Source organism: Pseudomonas sp. LTJR-52 (assembly GCF_003691465.1).
GTDB lineage: Bacteria > Pseudomonadota > Gammaproteobacteria > Pseudomonadales > Pseudomonadaceae > Chryseomonas > Chryseomonas luteola.
This window is the reverse complement of sequence record NZ_CP033105.1, coordinates 2,549,790-2,570,620: the sequence shown is the minus strand read 5'-3', so window position 1 is coordinate 2,570,620 and position 20,831 is coordinate 2,549,790. Positions and strand designations below refer to the sequence as shown.

18 protein-coding genes are annotated in these 20,831 nt (G+C 55.6%); 7 read left to right on the top strand and 11 right to left on the bottom strand.

The window, feature by feature from the left end:
* Positions 1-281 precede the first annotated feature (281 nt).
* From EAW52_RS12085 to EAW52_RS12070, 4 genes are all read right to left on the bottom strand, one after another.
* Positions 282-1,958, bottom strand: a complete 1,677-nt coding sequence (locus EAW52_RS12085; protein WP_074826360.1) for a Na+/H+ antiporter — start codon at positions 1,956-1,958, stop codon at positions 282-284.
* Positions 1,959-2,237: 279 nt separating this feature from the next.
* On the bottom strand, positions 2,238-4,868 hold the full coding sequence (locus EAW52_RS12080) for a molybdopterin-dependent oxidoreductase (RefSeq protein WP_162997627.1): 2,631 nt from the start codon (positions 4,866-4,868) through the stop codon (positions 2,238-2,240).
* Positions 4,869-4,905: 37 nt separating this feature from the next.
* On the bottom strand, positions 4,906-5,571 hold the full coding sequence (locus tag EAW52_RS12075) for a 4Fe-4S dicluster domain-containing protein (protein ID WP_162997626.1): 666 nt from the start codon (positions 5,569-5,571) through the stop codon (positions 4,906-4,908).
* Positions 5,572-5,768: 197 nt separating this feature from the next.
* Positions 5,769-6,512 (bottom strand): SDR family oxidoreductase, encoded by a 744-nt coding sequence (locus EAW52_RS12070; RefSeq protein ID WP_122042580.1) that lies wholly within the window; start codon positions 6,510-6,512, stop codon positions 5,769-5,771.
* Positions 6,513-6,732: 220 nt separating this feature from the next.
* Here EAW52_RS12070 and EAW52_RS12065 point away from each other — a divergent pair, with 220 nt between their 5' ends.
* Positions 6,733-7,857, top strand: a complete 1,125-nt coding sequence (locus tag EAW52_RS12065) for a metallophosphoesterase (protein ID WP_122042579.1) — start codon at positions 6,733-6,735, stop codon at positions 7,855-7,857.
* Here EAW52_RS12065 and EAW52_RS12060 read toward each other — a convergent pair whose 3' ends face one another.
* From EAW52_RS12060 to EAW52_RS12045, 4 genes are all read right to left on the bottom strand, one after another.
* On the bottom strand, positions 7,858-8,133 hold the full coding sequence (locus EAW52_RS12060) for a hypothetical protein (protein WP_010798273.1): 276 nt from the start codon (positions 8,131-8,133) through the stop codon (positions 7,858-7,860).
* Positions 8,134-8,479: 346 nt separating this feature from the next.
* Positions 8,480-9,238: a molybdopterin-dependent oxidoreductase gene (locus EAW52_RS12055; protein ID WP_122042578.1), complete on the bottom strand. Its 759-nt coding sequence runs from the start codon at positions 9,236-9,238 to the stop codon at positions 8,480-8,482.
* Positions 9,231-9,854, bottom strand: coding sequence for a cytochrome b/b6 domain-containing protein (locus tag EAW52_RS12050; protein ID WP_122042577.1), 624 nt, complete (start codon positions 9,852-9,854; stop codon positions 9,231-9,233). Before EAW52_RS12050 ends, EAW52_RS12055 begins: the two co-directional genes overlap by 8 nt.
* Positions 9,855-9,907: 53 nt before the next feature.
* Entirely contained in the window at positions 9,908-10,531 is a 624-nt protein-coding gene (locus EAW52_RS12045) for a hypothetical protein (RefSeq protein WP_122042576.1), read from the bottom strand.
* Positions 10,532-10,670: 139 nt separating this feature from the next.
* Here EAW52_RS12045 and EAW52_RS12040 point away from each other — a divergent pair, with 139 nt between their 5' ends.
* Positions 10,671-11,366: a heavy metal response regulator transcription factor gene (locus EAW52_RS12040; RefSeq protein ID WP_122042575.1), complete on the top strand. Its 696-nt coding sequence runs from the start codon at positions 10,671-10,673 to the stop codon at positions 11,364-11,366.
* Positions 11,339-12,781, top strand: a complete 1,443-nt coding sequence (locus tag EAW52_RS12035) for a heavy metal sensor histidine kinase (protein WP_122042574.1) — start codon at positions 11,339-11,341, stop codon at positions 12,779-12,781. Before EAW52_RS12040 ends, EAW52_RS12035 begins: the two co-directional genes overlap by 28 nt.
* Before the next feature lie 193 nt (positions 12,782-12,974).
* Here the strand turns inward: EAW52_RS12035 and EAW52_RS12030 are convergent, their stop codons facing one another.
* Positions 12,975-13,595, bottom strand: a complete 621-nt coding sequence (locus EAW52_RS12030) for a flavin reductase family protein (protein WP_122042573.1) — start codon at positions 13,593-13,595, stop codon at positions 12,975-12,977.
* A 59-nt stretch (positions 13,596-13,654) separates the two neighbouring features.
* On the opposite strand from EAW52_RS12030, the gene EAW52_RS12025 reads away from it, so the two are divergent.
* A complete protein-coding gene (locus tag EAW52_RS12025; protein WP_122042572.1) occupies positions 13,655-14,125 on the top strand; it encodes a 3'-5' exoribonuclease in 471 nt (156 codons plus the stop codon).
* 64 nt (positions 14,126-14,189) lie between these two features.
* Here EAW52_RS12025 and EAW52_RS12020 read toward each other — a convergent pair whose 3' ends face one another.
* Positions 14,190-16,421 carry a TonB-dependent siderophore receptor gene (locus tag EAW52_RS12020; protein WP_122042571.1) on the bottom strand — a complete coding sequence of 744 codons (2,232 nt, stop codon included), beginning with the start codon at positions 16,419-16,421 and terminating at the stop codon, positions 14,190-14,192.
* Between the two features lie 342 nt (positions 16,422-16,763).
* Between EAW52_RS12020 and EAW52_RS12015 the strand changes: the two genes are divergently transcribed.
* Entirely contained in the window at positions 16,764-17,417 is a 654-nt protein-coding gene (locus EAW52_RS12015) for a DUF4198 domain-containing protein (protein WP_256680791.1), read from the top strand.
* Positions 17,418-17,487: 70 nt separating this feature from the next.
* Here EAW52_RS12015 and kdgR read toward each other — a convergent pair whose 3' ends face one another.
* Positions 17,488-18,276, bottom strand: coding sequence for a DNA-binding transcriptional regulator KdgR (kdgR, locus tag EAW52_RS12010; protein ID WP_122042569.1), 789 nt, complete (start codon positions 18,274-18,276; stop codon positions 17,488-17,490).
* Positions 18,277-18,542: 266 nt separating this feature from the next.
* On the opposite strand from kdgR, the gene EAW52_RS12005 reads away from it, so the two are divergent.
* Both EAW52_RS12005 and manD read left to right on the top strand, forming a co-directional pair.
* Entirely contained in the window at positions 18,543-19,529 is a 987-nt protein-coding gene (locus EAW52_RS12005; protein ID WP_122042568.1) for a sugar kinase, read from the top strand.
* A 3-nt stretch (positions 19,530-19,532) separates the two neighbouring features.
* Positions 19,533-20,744 (top strand): D-mannonate dehydratase ManD, encoded by a 1,212-nt coding sequence (gene manD / locus EAW52_RS12000; protein WP_122042567.1) that lies wholly within the window; start codon positions 19,533-19,535, stop codon positions 20,742-20,744.
* Positions 20,745-20,831 lie beyond the last annotated feature (87 nt).

Sequence of the window (20,831 nt, the reverse complement as noted above, 5' to 3'; positions counted from 1 at the left end):
CATTTTGATCTAGGTTCCAAAGCGCTCAGATAACGCCTTGATGTCTGCACGTTTGGCTCACCCTAGAAGATTAAAGGCTGTTCAGCTTTTGTTTTGGTTGGATGGGATATCTTGAAACTGCAATCTCATCACCTCCTATGAGCTTAGTCAGCACCGTTAGAACCGCATTACTGACAACCCCGCCTCGGCGGGGTTTTTATTTGTCTTAAGAAAATTCAATGGTTACCGGCAACCCGGCAGGACCGGTTCAGGCTCCCGCGGGCTATCAGTGTCACCGATATTTAATGAGATTTCTCAGCGTTGTTGCCTAGAGCGGTCTCAAGCAGGTCTGCCTCACGTACGAGCTTGCGTAAGGTGTTGTCATTGATAATGTGCTTGCTGCGCAACTTGTAATACTCATGGCGCTCAGCTTTCAATGCTTCCAGACGGGTTTCACGCTCCAGCTCCCGGCGACTTTCCAGGACAGGTGTGGAGAGTTCGACATTATTGATTTCCAACCGCTTGTGGTAGTAGTCCATCAGTTGGAGCGTAACGTCATTGAACGCAATGATGATTTCTTCATCACCCTTGTGCTCGGCCAGTTTCTTGGCTTTTTCCTGACGGTAGCTTTCAATTCGACGAATAGCTGCTTCAGCGCCGCGAATGCGGGCTGTTCGTTCCTCTTCATACGCCTTGGTGTCCTTTGGCAGATGCAGGTTCCGAAGCACTAGGGGGAGGCCGATACTGCCGGCAATCAAGGTAAACATAATGACGCCTGTGGCCAGGAAGATAAGTAGCTCTCGTGCTGGAAAGGGAGTGCCGTCATTCATTGCGACCGGTAAGGAGAGCGCTGCTGCCAAGGTTACCGTGCCACGGATACCAGCCAGGCTACCCGCAAGAATGACGCGCATCGATACCCTGGGTCTAGCTTCACGCCTGGACAGCAGGCGAGGCAGGTGGGCTGCGCCCAGAATCCAGACAAAACGCATGGCAAACAATGATAGGGAAATCAGGCCGACCAGACCCAGCAGCTTGAAGAATTCGAGCGTACCGCCATTCTGCTCCGCATAATGTAGGGCACCCTCGATGATTTCGGGTAGTTGAAAACCTAGGAGCAGGAAGACCAGGGCGTTGAGCACAAACTCAAGCATGTCCCAAACGCTGCGCGTTTGAATGCGTGAGCTGGTCTGGTCCTGACGTTTCAGGTCCTTATAGTTGATGACCATCCCCGCAGCTACGGCGGACAGGATGCCCGACATATTGAAATGCTCAGCCACCAGATAAGCTGCAAAGGGCAGCAGAAGCAGTAGAAGCACAATTTGGATCGTTGAAGCTTCGCCCAGTCGGCGCTCGATGAGGCGCGTTCTGATGAAGTTGAAAACAAAGGCCATGGCCGCGCCGATGACGAGACCACCTATCGAGATCATGAAGAAGCCCACAGTGGCATCCATGATGGAAAACGCGCCGGTAAGCGCTGCCGCAACTGCAAACTTGAACGCCACAAGGCCTGAGGCATCGTTCATCAACGATTCGCCTTCGAGGATATGCATGAGCCGCGGTGGAACGGGGAGACGACCGGAAATGGCGGACACCGCCACGGCATCGGTGGGGGACAGAATGGCAGTGAGCGCAAAGCAGACGGGCAAAGGCAGGTGAGGGAATATCCAATGCACGACATAGCCGACACCAACCACCGTCATCAACACCAGACCCAGGGCCAGCGCCAGGATAGGACCTCGCAGAATCATGAACTCCCTTTGCGGGAAGCGTCGCGCATCGGCAAAGAGAAGCGGAGCAATAAACAGCAGCATGAAGATTTCAGGCTCAAGTTCCACATGCAGACCGCCGGCAGGCCAGGCCAGCAAGGCACCAAATGCGATTTGAACCAGTGGTGTCGGAAGTACGGGTAGGAAGCGGGCAGCCACACCGGTTGCAGACGCTACCAGTAGCAGAATCAGAACGAGATAAACGGTATTCATGGGTAAGGCGAATCAACCTGCGGGAAAGGGTTGATGGCTAGTCAAACCGTCGAGCGGGACGAGGCGTATGAATGCTAGAGGGAAACGCAGGGAAGCATAACTACGGCAAGGTACAGCTTAAGGTGTTGAAGCCAGAATGGATTACAGTCGAGACAGCCTTGCCATAGCTTTTGGTTATAAGCAAGGCCGTACCGATTAGACTCTATTGGTTATTTATCGCGATGTCCATGAACGCATTGTCGCGTGCGTTGTGGCATGGCCTAGGCCCTGCCTACCTTTTCACGCCTCTCTACCTTCGACTTTGCGAATCGTACAAACTGTATCGAACCAAGCCTGGTTACCAATGAGCGGTTGTGGGTTGATGGGAATAATTCGGTTCACGTTGTAACCGTTACCGCGGCCGCCCTGGCGTTCATCCCACCAGAGCGAGGTGCTTAGGTCATCCTGTTCTGGAGTCCCTCCATAACCCTGCTGGCCAAGTGTCGCTTCGGTATTGCGCTCGCCCTGACGTGCAAGGGCAGCGCGACCCGATACGAGATAGCCAAGGCTGTTGGATACCGCAAACACGCGAGGATGTATGCCCTGGGTTACGAAAATACGAACACGCTCGGAGCCTACAGGCTCACCTGTCCCCTTATAGGCCTGGTCACCATGCGGGCCGCTGACCGGGCGGTAGGTGGTCAATTCAACCCAGTCGCCGGTTTTAAGGCCAAGTGACGCGGCAGTGGATGCATTGATCCACATGGGATTGTCATGGACGATTTCCGTCAGGTATTTCTGATTGGCTGTCCGGGCCTGAGTATGCACATTCCATTTGAAGCTGGTCAGGATGAACCGGTCTTCCGGCAGGTTCTGGTGCGCAGGAATAGGGATATAACTGGGCAGACCGTCATCGGTAATGCCGAGTGTCGTAGCGACCTTGACCAGCTCCGGGCAGTACAGCTCGAATTTGCGAGAGGGTGTCTGGAAACCTCTGACTGCTGTGCGAATCCCGTCCTCTTCGATCATCAGGCCAATAGCACTTTCCTGGCCGGCCGCATTGGCCGTGTAGATGACCTGCGTGGCTTCGTCGACTCTCATGTTGCGGAGCTGTTCAGGCGTGAGGCGACGGCGATGTACCTCGTAGCTTTTCGGAGCGCTGCGGTCGACGTATACGCCATGCTTTTTCATATACTCGAAGCCATCAGCTTCTTCGCCAGCCGGTATGTTGGCGCATTGGTGTCGGACAAACGCCTCATGGTCACCAAACTGAAAGTATCTGGCCTGTTCCGGGCCGAGGCGTCGGCCAATCTCAAACAGCACATCGGCATAGCTACGTGCTTCGCCCGGTGGCTGGACCATGGGTTGACGCAAGGTAACGAAGTGCTGGAGTTCCAGGCTGTTACGGGTATCAAGCCCCCAGCGCTCCAGGTAGGTCGCATCCGGCAGGATCAGATCGGCGTAATGGGCCATCTCTGAATAAACTACGTCGGAGCAGGCATGAAAAGGGATCAGGGATTCATCCTTGAGCACCTCGACCGTTGTCGAGCGGCCCTCAGGCCAGGTCATGGGGGAGCTGATCGTATAGGATAGATACACATCAACCTTGGCGCGGCCTTGGCGGATGTAGTCATACACAATCTGGCCCACCTTCATCTCCTGCCAGCGGTTGGCCAGTGGCCACTCTGGCGGATCTTCCAGATCCGTTCTCAGCTTCGGCTTGGGCGGCACAGGTTGCGGCTGCGGGTAGCGAGTGGCGCTGAGCTTTTCTTCCAGGCCATAGCAGTAACCACCCGGCTGGCCTATAGCGCCAACCAGGGCATTGAGCATGACCACGGCGCGTTCAGCATTGAGTCCATTGTAATGGGCGCCTGTCCCTCGGTTGGTAAACGCCACAGCAGCGGGGCGCTGGCGAGCAAATTCAAGTGCAAGGCGTTCGATGTCACTGGCGGCGATCCCTGACTGCTGGGCCGCCCATTCAGGCGTGTAGGGAGCCAGGAAATCATGAACTGTATCAATATCCAGATTGACGAAGTGCTCCATGAACCTGCGATCGTATTCACCCTCGCGCATGATGACATGGCCCATGGCGAGCGCAATGGCACCCTCGGTACCCGGAAAAGGCGCGTGCCACTCATCGCTGCGGCCAGCAGTGTTGGATAGGCGAACGTCGAAGGTGACAAGCTTGGCACCATGATCGAAGCGGGCGGTTGCCACACGCTTGGCCAAATGAAGACCGCCCTGGTGGGCCTCATAAAAATTGGAGCCGAAGTTCAGAAAGTATCGGCAGCGCTCGGCATCGATGGACTCCCAGTCGGTGTCGCCCAGGCTGATATAGTTGGCGCCGCGCTTGCTTGAGGAGCATAGGGCCCGGTGATTGAGCTGTACCGGAGAGCCGATGGCACCTAGAAACCGCTTGATCTCCGCATCGATGCGAGAGCGTCCGGCATGCAAGGCGACCCGTTCGGGGTGCCCTGCATCGATACTGCGCTGAATACGCGAGGCAATCTCTGTATAAGCTTCATCCCAGCTAATCCGTTGCCATAGACCTTCGCCCCGAGCGCCCGCCCGCTTCAGAGGATAAAGCAGTCGCTCGGGATAGTCATTGATCGTCGGCCCGCTCTGACCCTTGGCGCAGGTCATGTAGCTACCCATGTTTGGATCGAGAGGGTTGCCACGAATCTTGACGACCTGGTTATCAATGACAAAGCCTTCGATACCGCATACGGTGGAGCAGTTCAGGCATACGCTTTTGACGCGTTTGGCCTGACTGTAGTCATGCTTGGTCTTGCGGGGCGGTGGATCCATGGCCAGGGCGGCAGCGACACCACCGGCACCAACGGCGGTACCTACGCCCAGGTAGATGTATTCACCCAGTTTAAGCTGCGCGAGCGCTGCCATTCCGGATTTGATGAACGTGCGACGTTTCATTGATTCATGCTCGAAAAGGGACAGGACGCAAGCGTGTTCAGGTAGGCGTACCGAGCTCCGACCACGTATCGATCTCGTAAGAATGCGGGTCGTGGTTGCGTCCGTGTGGCAGCTTGGTCTCGATGGCACGTGGCGCAACGCGATCCAGTCCTCGATAGAGAACTTGCGGCTGAGTGGCCTGTTCAGGCTTGAGGCTGGCCAGCTCGGCTCCGCGCTTCTGGTAGAACTGCGCGACAGGGCTTGCTGCATCGCTGAGATCACCAAAGACCAGTACGCCGGTTGGGCAGGCTTCGACGCAGGCAGGCTGCATGGCCTGCTCCAGGCGGTGGCTGCAGAAGTCGCACTTGTCGGCGACCCACTGAACCGGATCAATGTGCAGGGCGCCGTATGGGCAGGCGGTCACGCAGCTGCCCCAGGTATCACACGTATCCACGTTGATTCGAACAATGCCGTCCTTGCCCTTTTCGATGGAATGCGTAGGGCACGCCTTGATACAGGGTGCATCGGCGCATTGCATGCACAAAGCCGGAAGAAAGCTGCGCTGTGTGTGAGGAAATTCGCCTTGATCGTAGTAATAGACCTTGGTTCTGAAGTGGCCAAGTTCCACTTGGTTTTCGACCTTGCAGGCAACCGAGCAGGCATGACAACCGATACAGCGCTCCAAATCGATTGCCATGCGCCATTGGGGGGAGATGTCCTCCATACCAAACCTTCTAGTGTTATTTATAAGTGATTCGTGCATCGAAACGTCTGGTCTGGTCCAGACGAAACGGGCAATCTCAGTCAGGGCGGAAGCGGTAAAGATGAAAATTGTGGCACAGCTAGGCAGGACGTCAAAAAAACTGACGGCATAGCGCAGGGCGAAACAGGGTCTTGCGGGCAAGACCCCGTGGAGCAGTGTCAGTAGTCCTGAAGCGTAGGACGGAAGAGAATCTCATTGATGTCTACATTATCCGGCTGGCTCATGGCGTAAATGACGGCTCGCGCGAAGGAGTCTGCCGGAATAGCGATTTCATAGAATTTGCGGACGTTTTCAGCGACGTCCTGCTCGGTGATGCTGTCTGGCAGCTCGGTAGCAACTGCGCCTGGAGAAATGATGGTGGTGCGGATGTTGTAGGGCTTCACCTCCTGGCGTAGTCCTTCGGAGATGATGCGTACGGCATGCTTGGTTGCAGAGTAGACCGTACTGCCGGCGCGCACCTTGTGTCCGGCTACTGACGATACGTTGATGATATGACCGGCCTTGCGCTCGGACATGTGGGGCAGTACCGCAGCAATGCCGTAAAGCACACCTTTGACGTTGACGTCGATCATGCGGTCCCAGTCTTCGATCTTAAGCCGCTCAAGCGGGGAGTGCGGCATGAGTCCTGCGTTGTTCAACAGGGTGTCGACGCAGCCATAGGTGGCGATGGCTTTTTCGACCAGTGCCTTGACCTGTGCGCTGTCGGTGACGTCAGTCTTCATGGCAAGCGCCTTGCCGCCGTTGCCATTGATTTCATCAGCCAAGGCCTGGATACGCTCCAGGCGGCGCGCGCCCAAAACAACGGTTGCGCCCATCTGACTTAACTGTCGGGCCGTTGCCTCGCCCAGCCCGCTACTGGCACCGGTAATCACAACGATCTTGCCTTCAATGTTATTGCTCATGGCCTGTCTCCTTGGGGTTTAAGCCTTGGATAAAGAACAACGCGAACGGGCATAGGTTCTATTGAAGTCTCCTACAGGCCAGGAAACAGAAGGCCGGTCGTTTGTTGCAACCATGGAACCAGTTTCTATCAGCGGCTTTCTGCTGGTGTGCTGCCTATAACGCGGTTATGTTTCCGCAACGTTGTGGTCTTACCTGAATGCTCTAGAACAGGATCTTTAAATGTTTCGCTCACGCTGGACGATGCCGGTCATCCTGATTTTGCTTCATGTTTATGTCGGCGTGACGCTGATTCCCCATCTGCCGCTTAACGATGTAGGGCAGTTGCTTACCGCGCTTTTGCTGGCGCTGTCCTGCTACCTGGTGCCATTAGGGTTTCGCTCGCGCAGTTTGCGCATGCCCTGGCTGGCCTGGGCAGGTTTGCTGGCCATGGGAGTTTTTTCCAGCCTGGCCGTGCTAAGCCTGTTGCGCGGTGTGCTGATCGCTGTGCTCATGTTGTTTCCTGGCGCGCTGTCCGAGGCGGTCACAGAACGCTCTGCCGAGGCAGTCATAGTTCTGGTGCTGCTCTTCACGGTGCTGGGCGTCTTCAATGCACGACGAATTGCAAACGTCGTTGACGTTGAATTACTCGTCGAAGACCTGCCGGAAGCCCTGGAAGGTTTTACGATCGCTCAGATCAGCGATATCCATGTCGGACCGACAATTCACCGGTCTTATATTTCTGCCATCGTTCAACGTGTGAACCGTCTTGACGCCGATGTCGTCGCGGTAACAGGGGATCTGGTCGATGGTTCTGTGAAGCAGCTGGCCGAGCACATTCAGCCACTGGTCGAACTAAAAGGCCGTTACGGTGTGTACGTGGTGACAGGCAATCATGAGTACTACTCAGGTGCTTTGGAGTGGGTAAGCCACTTGAAACACATGGGGCTCAGGGTGCTGCTCAACGAGCATGTGGTGATTGCTCACAACGGGGCTGAGCTGGTGCTGGCAGGAATTACGGATTATTCCGCCGGAATGTTTGTGCCGCAGCACAAAAGCGATCCGCAGGCGGCGCTCCAGGGTGCGCCGAACAACGTGCCCAAGGTTCTTCTGGCCCATCAGCCACGCTCAGCAAAGCTGGCAGCCGAGGCGGGGTTTGATGTTCAGCTTTCCGGACATACTCATGGAGGGCAGTTCTGGCCGTGGATGCATTTTGTGCGTTTCCAGCAGCCGTGGGTGGCCGGTATCCATCGGCTGGGGAGGCTTTGTGTCTATATCAGCCGAGGCACAGGTTATTGGGGACCTCCGATTCGCTTTGGTGCGCCCTCGGAAATCACCCGCATCCGACTGGTCTCTGCGCGTCGCTGATTACTTGTCGGACGTGGCGGTTGCTGGCGTAACCGCTGCATCCAGGAACAGAAGTGATCCGCTGAAAGACACCGCCATGAACAGGAACCAGGATACTTTGCGCAGCATCCAGATGATGATGTCGCTGCGGTTATCTGCACTGTTCAGCATCAGATGATGCGTTTTGAAGGGGTCGAAAAAACCTAGCAGGCCGAACAGTGCCAGCGTGCCGCAAAACAGGAAGACTAGCGCGAGTGCGTAATAGCGCGCGTTCTTCGAGGCGAGTAAGTTGTGCATGAAATTACCTTTGAAAAGACGTTGGATAAATAAGGCCCGGTCGGTCTTTTCAGCAACAATGCTGCGCTCTTGTTCAGGAGCGGCATGATTGATTTATCAGGTCTGAAAGCTCGATGCCCATATGCTCTATGACGGCACGGCTGTCCGATACTTGAATCGGGCCGTCGACGTACGACAGGTTCAGACCTGGTTGATGCCAGCCTAGGCGGTATTGGGATTGTTCTAGGAATAAGGGCGTTAGCCCGTACAAGCGCAGCATGAAGCTGAAAAGAGGCGTACCGGCGCAAAGGCAAATACGGTACGCATCATATGGCTGGCTCTTAATATAAGGGCAGAATGCTGGGTTTCAAATACCGCTGAACCAATTGTAGCCCTGATCTTCCCAGTACCCTCCCGGGTATTGGTTGGTTACAAACAGCTCGCCAATATGCTTGGGGTTCTTGAAGCCCAGCTTGGTGGGTACGCGCAGGCGAAGCGGGTAGCCGTAGTCGGGCGGTAACGGTGTCTTGCCAAAGTCCAGTGCCAGAAGGGTTTGTGGATGAAGGGCAGTGGCCATGTCGATGCTGGAGTAATAGCGGTCGGCACACTTGAAGGCAACATACTTTGCCGTGGTGTCAGCGCCGATGTGTTCGAGAAAGGTCTTGAGCGGTACGCCACTCCACTGACCAATGGCACTCCAACCTTCGATACAGATCAGCCGAGTAATGTCGCTGCGCTGAGGAAGTCGCCGCAGCGCTTCCAGCGTCCAGGGCTGCTTCTTTTGTACGAGCCCCGAGACCTCAAGGCGATAATCGCTCAAGTCTACGTCAGGAACGTTGTATTCAGGGTAAAAGGCGTTGAAAGGAAAGGGGTGAGTGATCTGGTCTTCCCGGTAGACCGGCGCCAGACGCTGGCCGCTAAACAACCAGGCCTGAACCCGATCATTCCAACGGGACAGGGCCCAGAGCACCTTGTCTACCTGATCGCCATCCTGCAGATTACAGCCAGTCAGCATGGCCATGGCGCCAACGGTAAGACCGGAGCGCAGGAACAGTCGCCGCTGCAGGTTAACCACTTGCGTACGCTGCGCTGGCTCAAGGTGAATTCTAGTTTTGCGCTCACTCATGATGCGCTTCCTTGGCCCGACCGGTGATCATCGGAAGAAAAGTGCGAGGGACAAGCATGACGAGGGTCAGGTGGATAATCACAAACCCGCCGATCCCAGCCATGGCAAGGAAGTGGACATAGCGTGCCCGGTCAAATCCACCGAACAGAGTGGCCAAGGCCTGCAACTGTACGGGCTTCCAGATTGCAAGACCCGACAGTACGACCAGAGCGCCCATGGCCAGTACGAACCAGTACATCAGCCGCTGCACAGCGTTATACGTACCCAGTCGATGGGCTAGCCGAAAGCGCAGCGCATCCATAAGGTCCTGGCGAAAGGCCTGGACGCCTATGGGCAACAAGTCCCGACGAAAGTGTCGACTGGCGAGGCTGTACAGCACATAGAGGGCGCCATTGATCACCAGGACCCACATGACCGCGAAATGCCAGGCAATGGAGCCACCCAGCCAGCCGCCCAAGGTAGCCCAGGTCGGAAAGGCGAACCCGAATAGCGGTGAGGCGTTGTAGATACCCCATCCGCTCAAAAACATGCAGGGCATGGCAAGGGCGTTGATCCAGTGAGTCAGGCGTACCGGCCAGGTATGCACCAGCCGCCGCGTGGTAGTCGGATGCGTCATGGGTCATCTCCGATAGGAGGGTAGGCGCACCGCTCCGGTGCGCCTCAGCTGGACTACATGGGTGGGGTATAGCCGTCTTTGCCGATTGCAACGCCTTTGGCCGTCTTGCCATCAGCATCAGGAAACAACACGATCTTGGTTCCAGGCTTGAGTTCGTCCGCCTTGCCGGGTTCTACATAGGCAATCGGCACATCTTCAGGCACATGCAACTGCTTTTCGCCGCCCTTGTACTGCACTGTCAGGGTGCGGCCATTGGCGTTTTTAAGTTCGCCCACAGTGCCATTGGTCATAGTGCCAGCGGAGCCATCAGCATTTTCCCACCCATAGTGACCCTCGCCAGTACCCCGCAGGCTGGCTTCAAATACGGTAACTTCCAGTGCCTTGAGGCTGCCGTCCGGCTGCGGAATGGCGGCGGAACCTACAAAGCTGTTGGGCTCGATCGCGTCCAGTTTGGCCGGAGAGACCAGGCGATAAGATGTCTTGTCAGTCAATGCAACCGACAGGTGTTGGCCATTGCGAGTGGTGAGATTCAGCATATTGGATTGAACGGCATCTACCGTTCCGCGAACCGGCTTGACGGTAGGCATGGCGGCGCCGGCGGGCGTGGCGGCATGGGCAAGCAACGTGCTGCTCAGCAACAAGGTACCTAGGGCAGTGGATAACAGATTCTTGGTCATGGGCGAATCCTTCTGGGATAGGTTGCAGGAGCCATGCTCGCGCAGGGAAGGGGTCATGAAGATGACGGGGGAATGACAAAAATGTAATCCACCGTCGTCGCCGTGCTCGTTAGAATCGACTGATCGCAGGAGAGCAACTGTGCACCTATTACTGATTGAAGACGACACAAAAACCGGTGAGTACCTGAAGAAAGGGCTGGGTGAGTCCGGCTATGTAGTGGACTGGGCCCAGCATGGCGCGGACGGCCTGCATATGGCGCTTGAGCAGCACTATGGCCTGATCATTCTGGACGTCATGCTGCCTGGTATCGACGGTTGGCAGATCATGGAAGTGCTGCGCAAGAAGCATGATGTGCCTGTCCTGTTTCTTACCGCCCGCGATCAGGTGCAGGACCGTATCCGCGGCCTTGAGCTGGGTGCGGATGATTATCTGGTCAAGCCGTTTTCGTTTACCGAGCTGGTGTTACGCATCCGTACGCTACTCAGACGTGGCGTTGTCCGTGAGGTCGATCACTATCACCTGGCAGATCTTGAGCTGGACTTGCTCAGGCGGCGCGTCACGCGGCAGCAGCAGGTGATTACGCTGACCAACAAGGAATTCGCATTGTTGCATCTGCTGCTGCGCCGTGAGGGTGAGGTGCTGTCGCGTACCTTGATCGCGTCGGAAGTGTGGGACATGAATTTCGATAGCGACACCAATGTAGTGGATGTGGCCATCAAGCGACTACGCAGCAAGATCGATCAACCCTATCCCATCAAACTTATTCATACGGTACGCGGCATTGGCTACGTCTGTGAGGCTCGGCCATGCGCACCCGAAGACAGCCTTCTCTAACCCTCCGGGCAACCCTGGCCTTTGCGGTCGTCGCGATGCTGACCGTAGGCGGCGCGGGCGTTTATCTGTACGGCTCGTTGAAACACACGCTACTGGAGCGCAGTGATTATGCCGTACTTGGGCGGGTCGACCATTTTCGTAAATTGTTGAGGTATGACCTGAACCTGGCGGATCTACAGCGCAATCCGCAGTTGTTCGAAAACATGCTGGGTAATGAGGAGGATGTCTTCATCATCAGCCAGCAGGGACAGCCTATCGTCATGGTCAATCCCAAGCAGGCCATACTGCCGGATTTGCCTATGGTCGGCAGTGACGAGTCATTGAGTCTGGATGACCTGCGCAGTGGCGTTGCGCCGAACAATATTCCCCTGCGCGCAGCGGCAGCTGAAGTCCGTTCCGGGGATACCTCGGTTCGTGTCGTGGCGGCTCATCTGCTGGTCAAGGAAATGGCCATGCTTGATACATTCCGTGAGCGCATCCTGGGCGCCGTAGTGCTGGCGTTTCTGCTGACAGCTATTCTAGGCTATCTATTGCTGCGCAGAGGGTTGCTGCCTATTCGTGAAATGGCTGCCCATGCCGCAACAATCACACCCGCGCGATTGAACAGTCGGCTCGACCCCGCCAATACGCCCAAGGAGCTGGATCAACTCACCACGGCGTTCAACGGTATGCTGGATCGGCTGGCAGATGGTTACCAGCGTCTGGTGCAATTTTCAGCGGACCTTGCCCATGAGATTCGCACGCCTATTGGTTCGCTGATGGGGATCTGCCAGGTTACGTTGCAGCAGCCTCGTTCCCGGGATGAGTACCAGAGTGTAATTGCCTCCAATCTGGAGGAGCTGGAGCGTATTTCGCGCATGGTGGAGAGCATTCTGTTTCTTGCCCGCGCCGATGATGCACAGGCGGTACTTGATTACAAAACCCTGGCGCTCGCAGACGAGCTGGAGCGTGTAGCGGACTACTTCGAAGGGCTGGCCGAAGAGCGTGAGCTGCGGCTCAGTACTGAAGCCGACGGGAAGTTGGAAGCTGATCCGCTGATGGTGCGCCGTGCGCTGAGCAATCTAGTTGCCAACGCCATTCGATATGCGGACAAAGGTTCCGTTATCCATATCCGTACACTGCAAAAAGGACAGGAGCAATGGATCCAGGTAGAGAACAGCTGCCCTATGCTCGAACCTCGTCAGCTGGAGCGCTTGTTTGATCGGTTCTACCGAGGTGATGCGGCACGGCATGGCTCGGAATCCAACGGGCTTGGACTGGCGATTGTAGCAGCCATCATGCGTCTGCATGGGGGAAGTGCAAGCGTCGAGCAGGATGAGCATCGGCACATTTGCTTTACCTTGCGCTTTCCCCATGTGGCTCCAAAGCGCGAGTCCATACTGACGGCACCTATGGCAAAAGGCTTACACGGATAGAAGTCGGTTGGCGCTAGGCCTGCATGCAGCATCTGCGTAATCTACACATATCGGAATGCAGCGCAGGAAGCGCTCATCGCACCTCAAGGACGACGACCACGCCAGGATGGCAACTTGACAGGATGTTGAGTAAGGTCGACGAAACCCCGCCAAGCGCGGGGTTTTTCGTTTGCGCTGAATAATTATTGGGTATTTATTTCGGCCGGTACATCTTGAAGAGCTGCGCTTCGGTAATCTCGAAATAGTCTGCCGGGCCACCCCCGCGCAAGATGGGCCGTGCGGCCGCAGTCTGGTAGACCCCATCGACCAGGAGGGATTTGTCGATATGCACGCCGACCACCTCGCCCAACACCAGCCAGCTTTCCACCGAATCCCCGGCTGCGGTTTGCAGTTGGATCAGTTGAGTGAGCTTGCATTCGAAGGACACCGGGGTTTCGGCAACACGTGGTACCGAGATCACGCGTGAGGGTGCAGTCGTCAACCCGGCCAGCTCAAATTCGTTGACCTCCGGCGCTACCGCTGCACAGCTGGTGTTCATCTGTTCCGCCAGTGCGCGTGTCGCAAGGTTCCAGCAGAACTCACCCGTCCGCTCGATATTACGTACGCTATCCTTATAGCCAATGCTGGAAAAGCCGATAATGGGCGGCACATAGTTGAAGGCATTGAAGAAACTGTACGGCGCCAGATTCAATTGCCCCTGCTCGTTGTGAGAGGAAATCCAGCCAATCGGACGTGGGCCGACGATCGCATTAAAGGGATCGTGGGGCAGATCATGGCCTTTGGCGGGTTCGTAGAAATGAACGTGTTCAGACATCGACAGCCTCTCCTGACTAGATGATTACATACTGACACACACCAGTTCGGAGTGACGCAATGCCATTTGCTTTTCTTGATACGGAGTTCACCAGTCTTACCGCGCAAGCCAGACTGGTTTCGCTGGCGCTGGTTGTTCCAGACGGCCCCGAGTTCTATGTTGAATTGCCGCAGAATTGGGACCTTGCAGACTGCTCTGACTTTGTCATTGAGATTGTGCTGCCGCAGCTGGACCCTGTGCAGTATGGCATGAGCGTGCCGGACGCCAGGGATGCGCTATGGCAGTTTCTATCCCGCTTTGATGAAGAGGTCATCGTATGCTGTGATGCGCCACTGTGGGATTGGGAGTTCTTCAGTCAGCTGGCATATCGCCATGGCAAGTGGCCTGCCAATGTACGTAACGCGCCCCGTAACAGCTATGACCTGATACCCGATCTTGCCGAGGCAATTGCTGAAGAGCAGATGCCTCATCACGCACTGCTGGATGCGCGTCTGGTAGCTGAACAGTATCTTTCAGCTACCAGACGTTAAGTGCCAGTCTACAGGCTACCGACGGTATCAGTAGAATAATGCAGGGTGCGGCCCGGAGGATTGGTTACCACTGGTACGTAGCACTTAACTGCGCCGTACGTTGCGAGCCATACCAGCACCATGAGTATGAGTAGCAGGTTGTGATGTATTCCTTGTCCGTCAAGTTGGTTACATTCAGCGCCAGCCGCAAGTTGTCGGTAGGGCTATTGATGTGGCCGATGTCATAGTGGATGGCGGCATCAAACAACGTATAGCCGGATACTTTTAAAGTGTTGGCGGCATCACCCCAAGAGGAGCTGACGTAGCGTACACCGCCGCCTACACCAAGACCTTTAACCGGCCCCTCATGAAAAGTGTAATCGGCCCAGGCGGAAGCGGTATGGCGAGGCAGGCCGTACGTAGTCGTGCCTTCCACGGGTACCTCGGAATCGTTTGCAACACCCGTCACCCCAGGGGCTCTGTTGGTGGTGTTGTTGGATTTTGTGATCCGGTTGTCGAGGTAGGCGTAGGCGGCAGTGATGTCCAGATTGTTGGTCAGGCTGGCTTTGCCTTCAATCTCCAGTCCACGGGACTGGACTTTGCCATCCTGTACCTGGCAGCGACTGCCGTTACACAGATGGGTAGGGTCTGGATCGAGTGTCGGTACGTTGGTTTTGCGCAGATCAAACGCCGCGATGGTGATAAAGCTGTTGCTCCCAGGCGGTTGGTATTTGATTCCTATTTCGTACTGCTTGCCTTCCGATGGCTGAAAAAGCGAGCCGCCATAGAGCGTGCCCGACTGCGGCTCGAACGACTCCGCATAGCTTACATAAGGTGCGAACCCATTATCGAACAGGTAGACCAGCCCCAGACGTCCTGTAAATGCTTCGCTGGACTGCGAGCTTTTGGCTTTTCTGCCGGTGCTGAGGGTGAGAGTGCTATTGCTGGTATCGGCCCAGTCGTATCGTCCTCCTATTAGCAGGACCCAGCGGTCCCAACTCAGGTGATCCTGTAGATAGAGACCTTTCTGCTCACTGCGCTGAGTCGCGTCGGTCGAGAAGGCAGGATAGCGATCGATACCGGTATAGACAGGGTCGAAGATATCCAGGCTACTGCCTTTTCCATAACCGGCCTTGGTATCGCTGCTGGTGTTCTGATAGTCAGCACCCAGTAACACGGTGTGCTGTAACGGGCCCGTACCAAACTTGGCCTGGAGCTGGTTATCGAGGGCGTAGGCGTCAATATCCACATCGGTTGCAATGGTGCTGCGGCTCATCGTGCGGTAATCAGGCGCCAGGACAGACGCGTTGTACAAGCTGCGGTAAATACCTTCGCTGCGCAGGTAGCGCGCGTTTTGCCTTATGGTCCAGATGTCGTTGAAGTGATGTTCGAACTGATAACCGAGTGAGTAGTACTCGCGATCAGACTTTTCGAACTCCTTGTCACCGTCGTAAAAGTCGACCTTGATGCGCCTGCCGGTTGGACTATGCAGTGCTGAGCCATAGGCGGGAATGGAGCCGTAGGAGCCCCCTTTGGGATCCCGCTGGAAATGGCCCAGCAGTGTAAGGGTCGTGTTCTCCGAGGGGCGCCAGCTGAATGACGGTGCAATAGACTGTCGACGTACTTCGGTGTGTTCGATCTGGCCAACCGCATCGTCATAAAGACCCAGCAGACGGTAGGAAAACTCTCCTGCGTCGTCTAAAGGACCGCTGAAATCCAGCGTGGTCCGCTTCTTGTCAAACGTGCCTACCTGAACACCGATTTCATGGTAGGGCGTATCCAGGGGACGCTTGCTGACCATATTGATCACGCCTGCCGGGCTGGATTGTCCATAGAGTACCGACGCAGGCCCTCTTAGTACCTCTACACGCTCCAGATCAAAGGCATCTTCCTGAGGAAGGGCATCCCGGCTGCCGGGCATGCGCAGCCCGTCTAGGTAACTGCCTGGTGAAAACCCCCGAATGGTCAACTGGTCCAGGCGCGAGGCGGTAGCGCCACGACTTTCCGGAATGACGGCCGCGGTGTAACGCAGGATCTGATTGAGGCTCTGCGCATCCTGAGCCTGCATCTGATCACGGGTAATGACCGAAATGGACTGCGGTGTCTCGATTAATGAGGCATCGGTCTTGGTCGCCGTAAGGCTGCGATTGGCGACATATCCACTCACCGGCCCTGTAGGACTTTCATCCAGCAATTCCTCGCTGATTTCGGTAGCGTCCAGTTCAAGGGCAGCCTCTTGTTCAGCCGCATTTATGGGTGTGGCAAGCAGGGTCACGCAGGCAACGATAGCGCAAGATGAAGCAGCAGAGCGGTACATACAAGTCCTTTGTAGATAAGCGCTTAAGTACAACCACAGCTAATAGCGCGAGGTGAGAGGTTTTCTATCTGCCTGATAACTTATATCAATTGAGAATTTGTATCAAAAAAGAAAATATCTCATTACAAATCAGCCATAAGGCTTTATCGACGTAACGGGATAGGATGGATGTGAGGTAAGAGCTAAAGAGGTCAAGCAGGCGGAAAAACGCTTCTCATTAGTGATTTTTACATGCTTTATGTACTGCTGCGCGATACATGAAAGCGGTGCAACCGGTGCGAATTTCTTTTGCCAATGTGGTGAGGGGGCGCTTCCAATAACCTTCAATAAGGAAAACCTGTGGTGATACTTAGAAACGCTCTGCTCTGTATTGGTCTTGGTAGCGTTGTACTTAATGCAAGCGCGCATGAACTCTGGCTTGAGCGGGATGTAAGTGGCCCCATACGTGTCTACCTCGGCGAGCCGGACGAGGGCGTATTGGAAACCGGCGAGACCATTGCGGCGCTGGCCCCTACCACTCAAGTGTTTACCCATGATCGAAATGCAACGGCAAAGGTTGTAGCACGTGAAGATCATCTGGAGGCTGCAGTAAACGAGCAGGGGGATGTTCGCAGTTATAACGATCAGGTCTGGAAACCTTGGAAGGATGAGCAGGGCCATTATACAGCCGCCTTGATGCACGCTCGTGCAGGCCGCACCGAGACCAAGGCATTGCTGGATTACGAACTCGTGCCTGCTGCTGCAAACAGTAACCGCTTTACCTTATTGTTCAAAGGCAAGCCGCTTGCCGAACATGATGTGGTTCTGTTCGATCCAAAAAATCAGGCGCTGAAATTGAAGACGGATAGTCAGGGCGTTGTCGATGTCCCTGCCAAGGAGAAAGGCCGGTTCATCTTGGCAAGTGGTTACCAGACGCCTGCGAATGGTTATGAAGTAGCCGGTCAGAAGATGGATAATCTCTATTACGGTACTACCACAAGCTTTATCGTGGATTGACGGCTGCACACTAAATGCACTGTTACTTCTCCGCTGCTTTCGCTAGTAGCAGCGGAGACACGTCAAACATTTAGTTAAACATGCTTTCGGGGCAACCCAAGCGGCGCGAAATGGCTTGGGCTGTTTTCAACAGCTCCTGAACATATTCTTCTTTAAGCTCTTCTCTGAAGCGAAAGCAGGGGAAGGAAACACTCATCCCAGCAATGACATGGCCGAAGCGGTCATGGATGGGCGCGGCAAGGCAGCGCATATTCTCTTCGAATTCTTCTTTGTCCTCACCGTATCCCTGGCTGCGGATAAGTGCCAGCTCCTCAAGGTAGGCTTCCAGACTCGACAAAGTATTGGCCGTACGAGGCTGGAAGGTCTCGCTCGCCAGGCGCTTGCGTACATCCTGCTCGTCGCGCCAGGCCATCAGTACCTTGCCAATACCTGTGCAATAAAGCGGCGCACGCAAGCCGATCCGCGAGTACATCCGCAGGTTGTAGCGCGAGTCGATCTTGTGGACATAAACGATATTGTCTTCATCGAGAATGCCCAGATGCACTGTTTCGCTCGTAAGCTCATTGATGGTACGCATGCCGGGCTCGGCTTCACGTACAAGATCAATATGCGGTAATGCCTTACTGCCCAGTTCGAACAGCCGCACGCTGAGGCGATAACGATCCTCGCTGTCCTGCACCACGTACCCCAGCGATTTAAGGGTCTGTAGAAAGCGGTAGACGGTGCTCTTGGACATGTCCAGCTTTTGCGCAATTTCTGAAACGCCACTTTCTTCAGGACACTGACCCAGCGCTTCCAGAACAGCCATGGTCCGGCTAACCGCGGTTACAGATTCATTATTGGTAGTGGGACTATCCATGCGGGCTCCTCTGCGAACGTTGTTAAGTGTATCTGAATTCCATTTCGAAACAGCGTTTCATTTTTCTTGACGTGCCTTATTGAATCGCTACACTCGGTTCAATACAGGAATTGAAATCGCGTTTCAATAATGCTGATGTAGGGGCCGCAAGCGTGGAACCCCGCTACAAAAATAAGAAGGCACCAGATGATGCAGGCTATTCGACAACGGTATCTAATGCCCGTCCAGGCAGACGCGTATGTGACGAATCGGGTGGGGGGCTCCCTATGACGACCCTCTTCAAATCTTTGCCATCCCCGATACGAGTTGCCCTGGTTGGTGAATGCATGATCGAGCTGCAACGCGACAGCGTAGGCATGATTACTCAGGCATTTGGCGGGGATACACTCAACGCCGCGGTCTACCTGGCTCGGCTATGCCAGTCCACGGCCATTTCGGTGGACTATATAACCGCCATCGGTCAAGACCCGTTCAGCGAGGCCATGTGTCAAACCTGGCAGGCTGAAGGGCTGGGTACACAAAATGTGCGACACCTGTCTGACGCATTGCCTGGTCTTTATTTCATCCAGACTGATGAGCAGGGCGAGCGGCAGTTTCTTTACTGGCGTGGTGAGGCGGCCGCCCGACGCTGCTTCGATGGTCATGAATCAGACCAGACGCTAGCAGCCTTGCTCGACTATGACGTGATCTACCTGAGTGGCATCAGCCTGGCCGTCCTGACTGCCGAAGGCCGTGCACGGCTTCTTGAGACATTGGCCGAGGCGCGCAGGCAGGGCACGCGGATCGTGTTCGATAATAATTACCGTCCCCGACTCTGGCCGGATCGCGCTACGGCGCAGCACTGCTACCAGGCATTGCTGGCATTGGTCGACCTGGCGTTGATTACTTGGGAAGACGATGTCGAGCTGTTCGGCTTCTCTTCACCTGAGGTCTTGTTCCGCGCATATGTCGAATCAGGCGTTACTGAAATAATCCTCAAGCGGGGGGAGGCTCCGTGTCTGATCCATACCGGACGGCAGGTTCTGACGATTCCCGGCGAGAAGGCGCAGCAGGTGGTCGATACCACCGCCGCCGGTGACTCCTTCAGCGCAGCATACTTAGCCTGTCGTCTGCAGGGCGGTAATCCTGAACAGGCTGCCCGGTGGGGTCACCGGTTAGCTGTCAATGTCATTCAGCACCGAGGCGCCCTGATCCCGCCTCCCGCTATGCCGGCAATGCCCGCGCTTTCGTATTCCCTAGCTGCCCAGGCTTGAACAATGAAGATAAGAGAAGCCCGCGTTATCGTGACCTGTCCCGGTCGTAATCTGGTCACTCTCAAGATTGTGACTGACGAAGGTCTTTACGGAATCGGCGATGCTACCCTCAATGGCCGTGAGCTGGCCGTGGTCGCCTATCTGGAGGAACATGTTATTCCTGCCTTGATCGGACGGGATGCTCATCGAATCGAAGACATCTGGCAATACCTGTACCGCGGTGCCTACTGGCGTCGTGGGCCCGTCACCATGACGGCGATTGCCGCGGTTGACCTGGCGTTGTGGGACATCAAGGCCAAGGCCGCCAATATGCCGTTGTATCAATTGCTTGGCGGCAAAAGTCGTGAGCAGGTGATGGTATACGGGCACGCTACCGGCAAGGACATTGAGTCCTGCCTGGATGAGGTAGCCCGACATGTAGAGCTGGGCTATAAGGCCGTCCGAGTCCAATGTGGCATTCCCGGTATTCCCACCACCTATGGTGTAGCCAAGCGCGAAGGTGAGCGCTACGAGCCGGCAGACAGTGACCTGCCGGCCGAACATGTCTGGGATACCGCCAAGTACCTCAAGTACGTCCCCAAGCTGTTTGCTGCGGTTCGTGAACGCTTTGGTGATGACTTGCACATCCTCCATGATGTGCACCATCGCCTGACGCCCATTGAAGCAGGGCGTCTGGGTAAGTCGGTAGAGGAATTCAATCTGTTCTGGCTGGAAGATTGTACACCTGCCGAGAATCAGGAAGGTTTCCGCCTGATCCGCCAGCACACCACCACACCGCTGGCGGTGGGTGAGGTTTTCAACTCGATTCATGACTGCCGCGAGCTGATCCAGGAGCAGCTGATCGACTATATCCGCGCCACCCTTGTACATGCCGGCGGGATTACCCATGTCCGGCGCATCGCCGATCTGGCGGCGCTGTATCACGTGCGTACCGGTTTTCACGGCGCGACTGACCTGTCACCGGTATGCATGGGAGCGGCACTGCACTTCGATACCTGGGTACCTAACTTTGGCATCCAGGAGCACATGCCCCATGAGGAGCGGATCGATGAAGTCTTCCCCCACGCCTATCGATTCGAAGATGGTCATTTCACGCCGGGCGAAGCGCCAGGGCATGGCGTAGACATCGATGAAGATCTGGCGGCGCGCTATCCCTACAAGCGTGCCAGTCTGCCGGTAAACCGCCTCCTAGACGGCACGCTCTGGCACTGGTGAATCATGCTCGACAATGAGAACAACAGACGGGTACGCACAATGAACAAACAGAACCGATTGTATGCAGGGAGGCTGCTGGGTAGCGCC

Coding starts and splice junctions, on each gene's coding strand:
- kdgR (WP_122042569.1), bottom strand. CDS start 18,276: ATGGATAGTCCCACTACCAATAATGAATCTGTAACCGCGGTTAGCCGG.
- EAW52_RS12065 (WP_122042579.1), top strand. CDS start 6,733: ATGTTTCGCTCACGCTGGACGATGCCGGTCATCCTGATTTTGCTTCAT.
- EAW52_RS12005 (WP_122042568.1), top strand. CDS start 18,543: ATGACGACCCTCTTCAAATCTTTGCCATCCCCGATACGAGTTGCCCTG.
- EAW52_RS12035 (WP_122042574.1), top strand. CDS start 11,339: ATGCGCACCCGAAGACAGCCTTCTCTAACCCTCCGGGCAACCCTGGCC.
- EAW52_RS12075 (WP_162997626.1), bottom strand. CDS start 5,571: ATGGAGGACATCTCCCCCCAATGGCGCATGGCAATCGATTTGGAGCGC.
- EAW52_RS12025 (WP_122042572.1), top strand. CDS start 13,655: ATGCCATTTGCTTTTCTTGATACGGAGTTCACCAGTCTTACCGCGCAA.
- EAW52_RS12055 (WP_122042578.1), bottom strand. CDS start 9,238: ATGAGTGAGCGCAAAACTAGAATTCACCTTGAGCCAGCGCAGCGTACG.
- EAW52_RS12045 (WP_122042576.1), bottom strand. CDS start 10,531: ATGACCAAGAATCTGTTATCCACTGCCCTAGGTACCTTGTTGCTGAGC.
- manD (WP_122042567.1), top strand. CDS start 19,533: ATGAAGATAAGAGAAGCCCGCGTTATCGTGACCTGTCCCGGTCGTAAT.
- EAW52_RS12085 (WP_074826360.1), bottom strand. CDS start 1,958: ATGAATACCGTTTATCTCGTTCTGATTCTGCTACTGGTAGCGTCTGCA.
- EAW52_RS12050 (WP_122042577.1), bottom strand. CDS start 9,854: ATGACGCATCCGACTACCACGCGGCGGCTGGTGCATACCTGGCCGGTA.
- EAW52_RS12060 (WP_010798273.1), bottom strand. CDS start 8,133: ATGCACAACTTACTCGCCTCGAAGAACGCGCGCTATTACGCACTCGCG.
- EAW52_RS12020 (WP_122042571.1), bottom strand. CDS start 16,421: ATGTACCGCTCTGCTGCTTCATCTTGCGCTATCGTTGCCTGCGTGACC.
- EAW52_RS12070 (WP_122042580.1), bottom strand. CDS start 6,512: ATGAGCAATAACATTGAAGGCAAGATCGTTGTGATTACCGGTGCCAGT.
- EAW52_RS12080 (WP_162997627.1), bottom strand. CDS start 4,868: ATGAAACGTCGCACGTTCATCAAATCCGGAATGGCAGCGCTCGCGCAG.
- EAW52_RS12030 (WP_122042573.1), bottom strand. CDS start 13,595: ATGTCTGAACACGTTCATTTCTACGAACCCGCCAAAGGCCATGATCTG.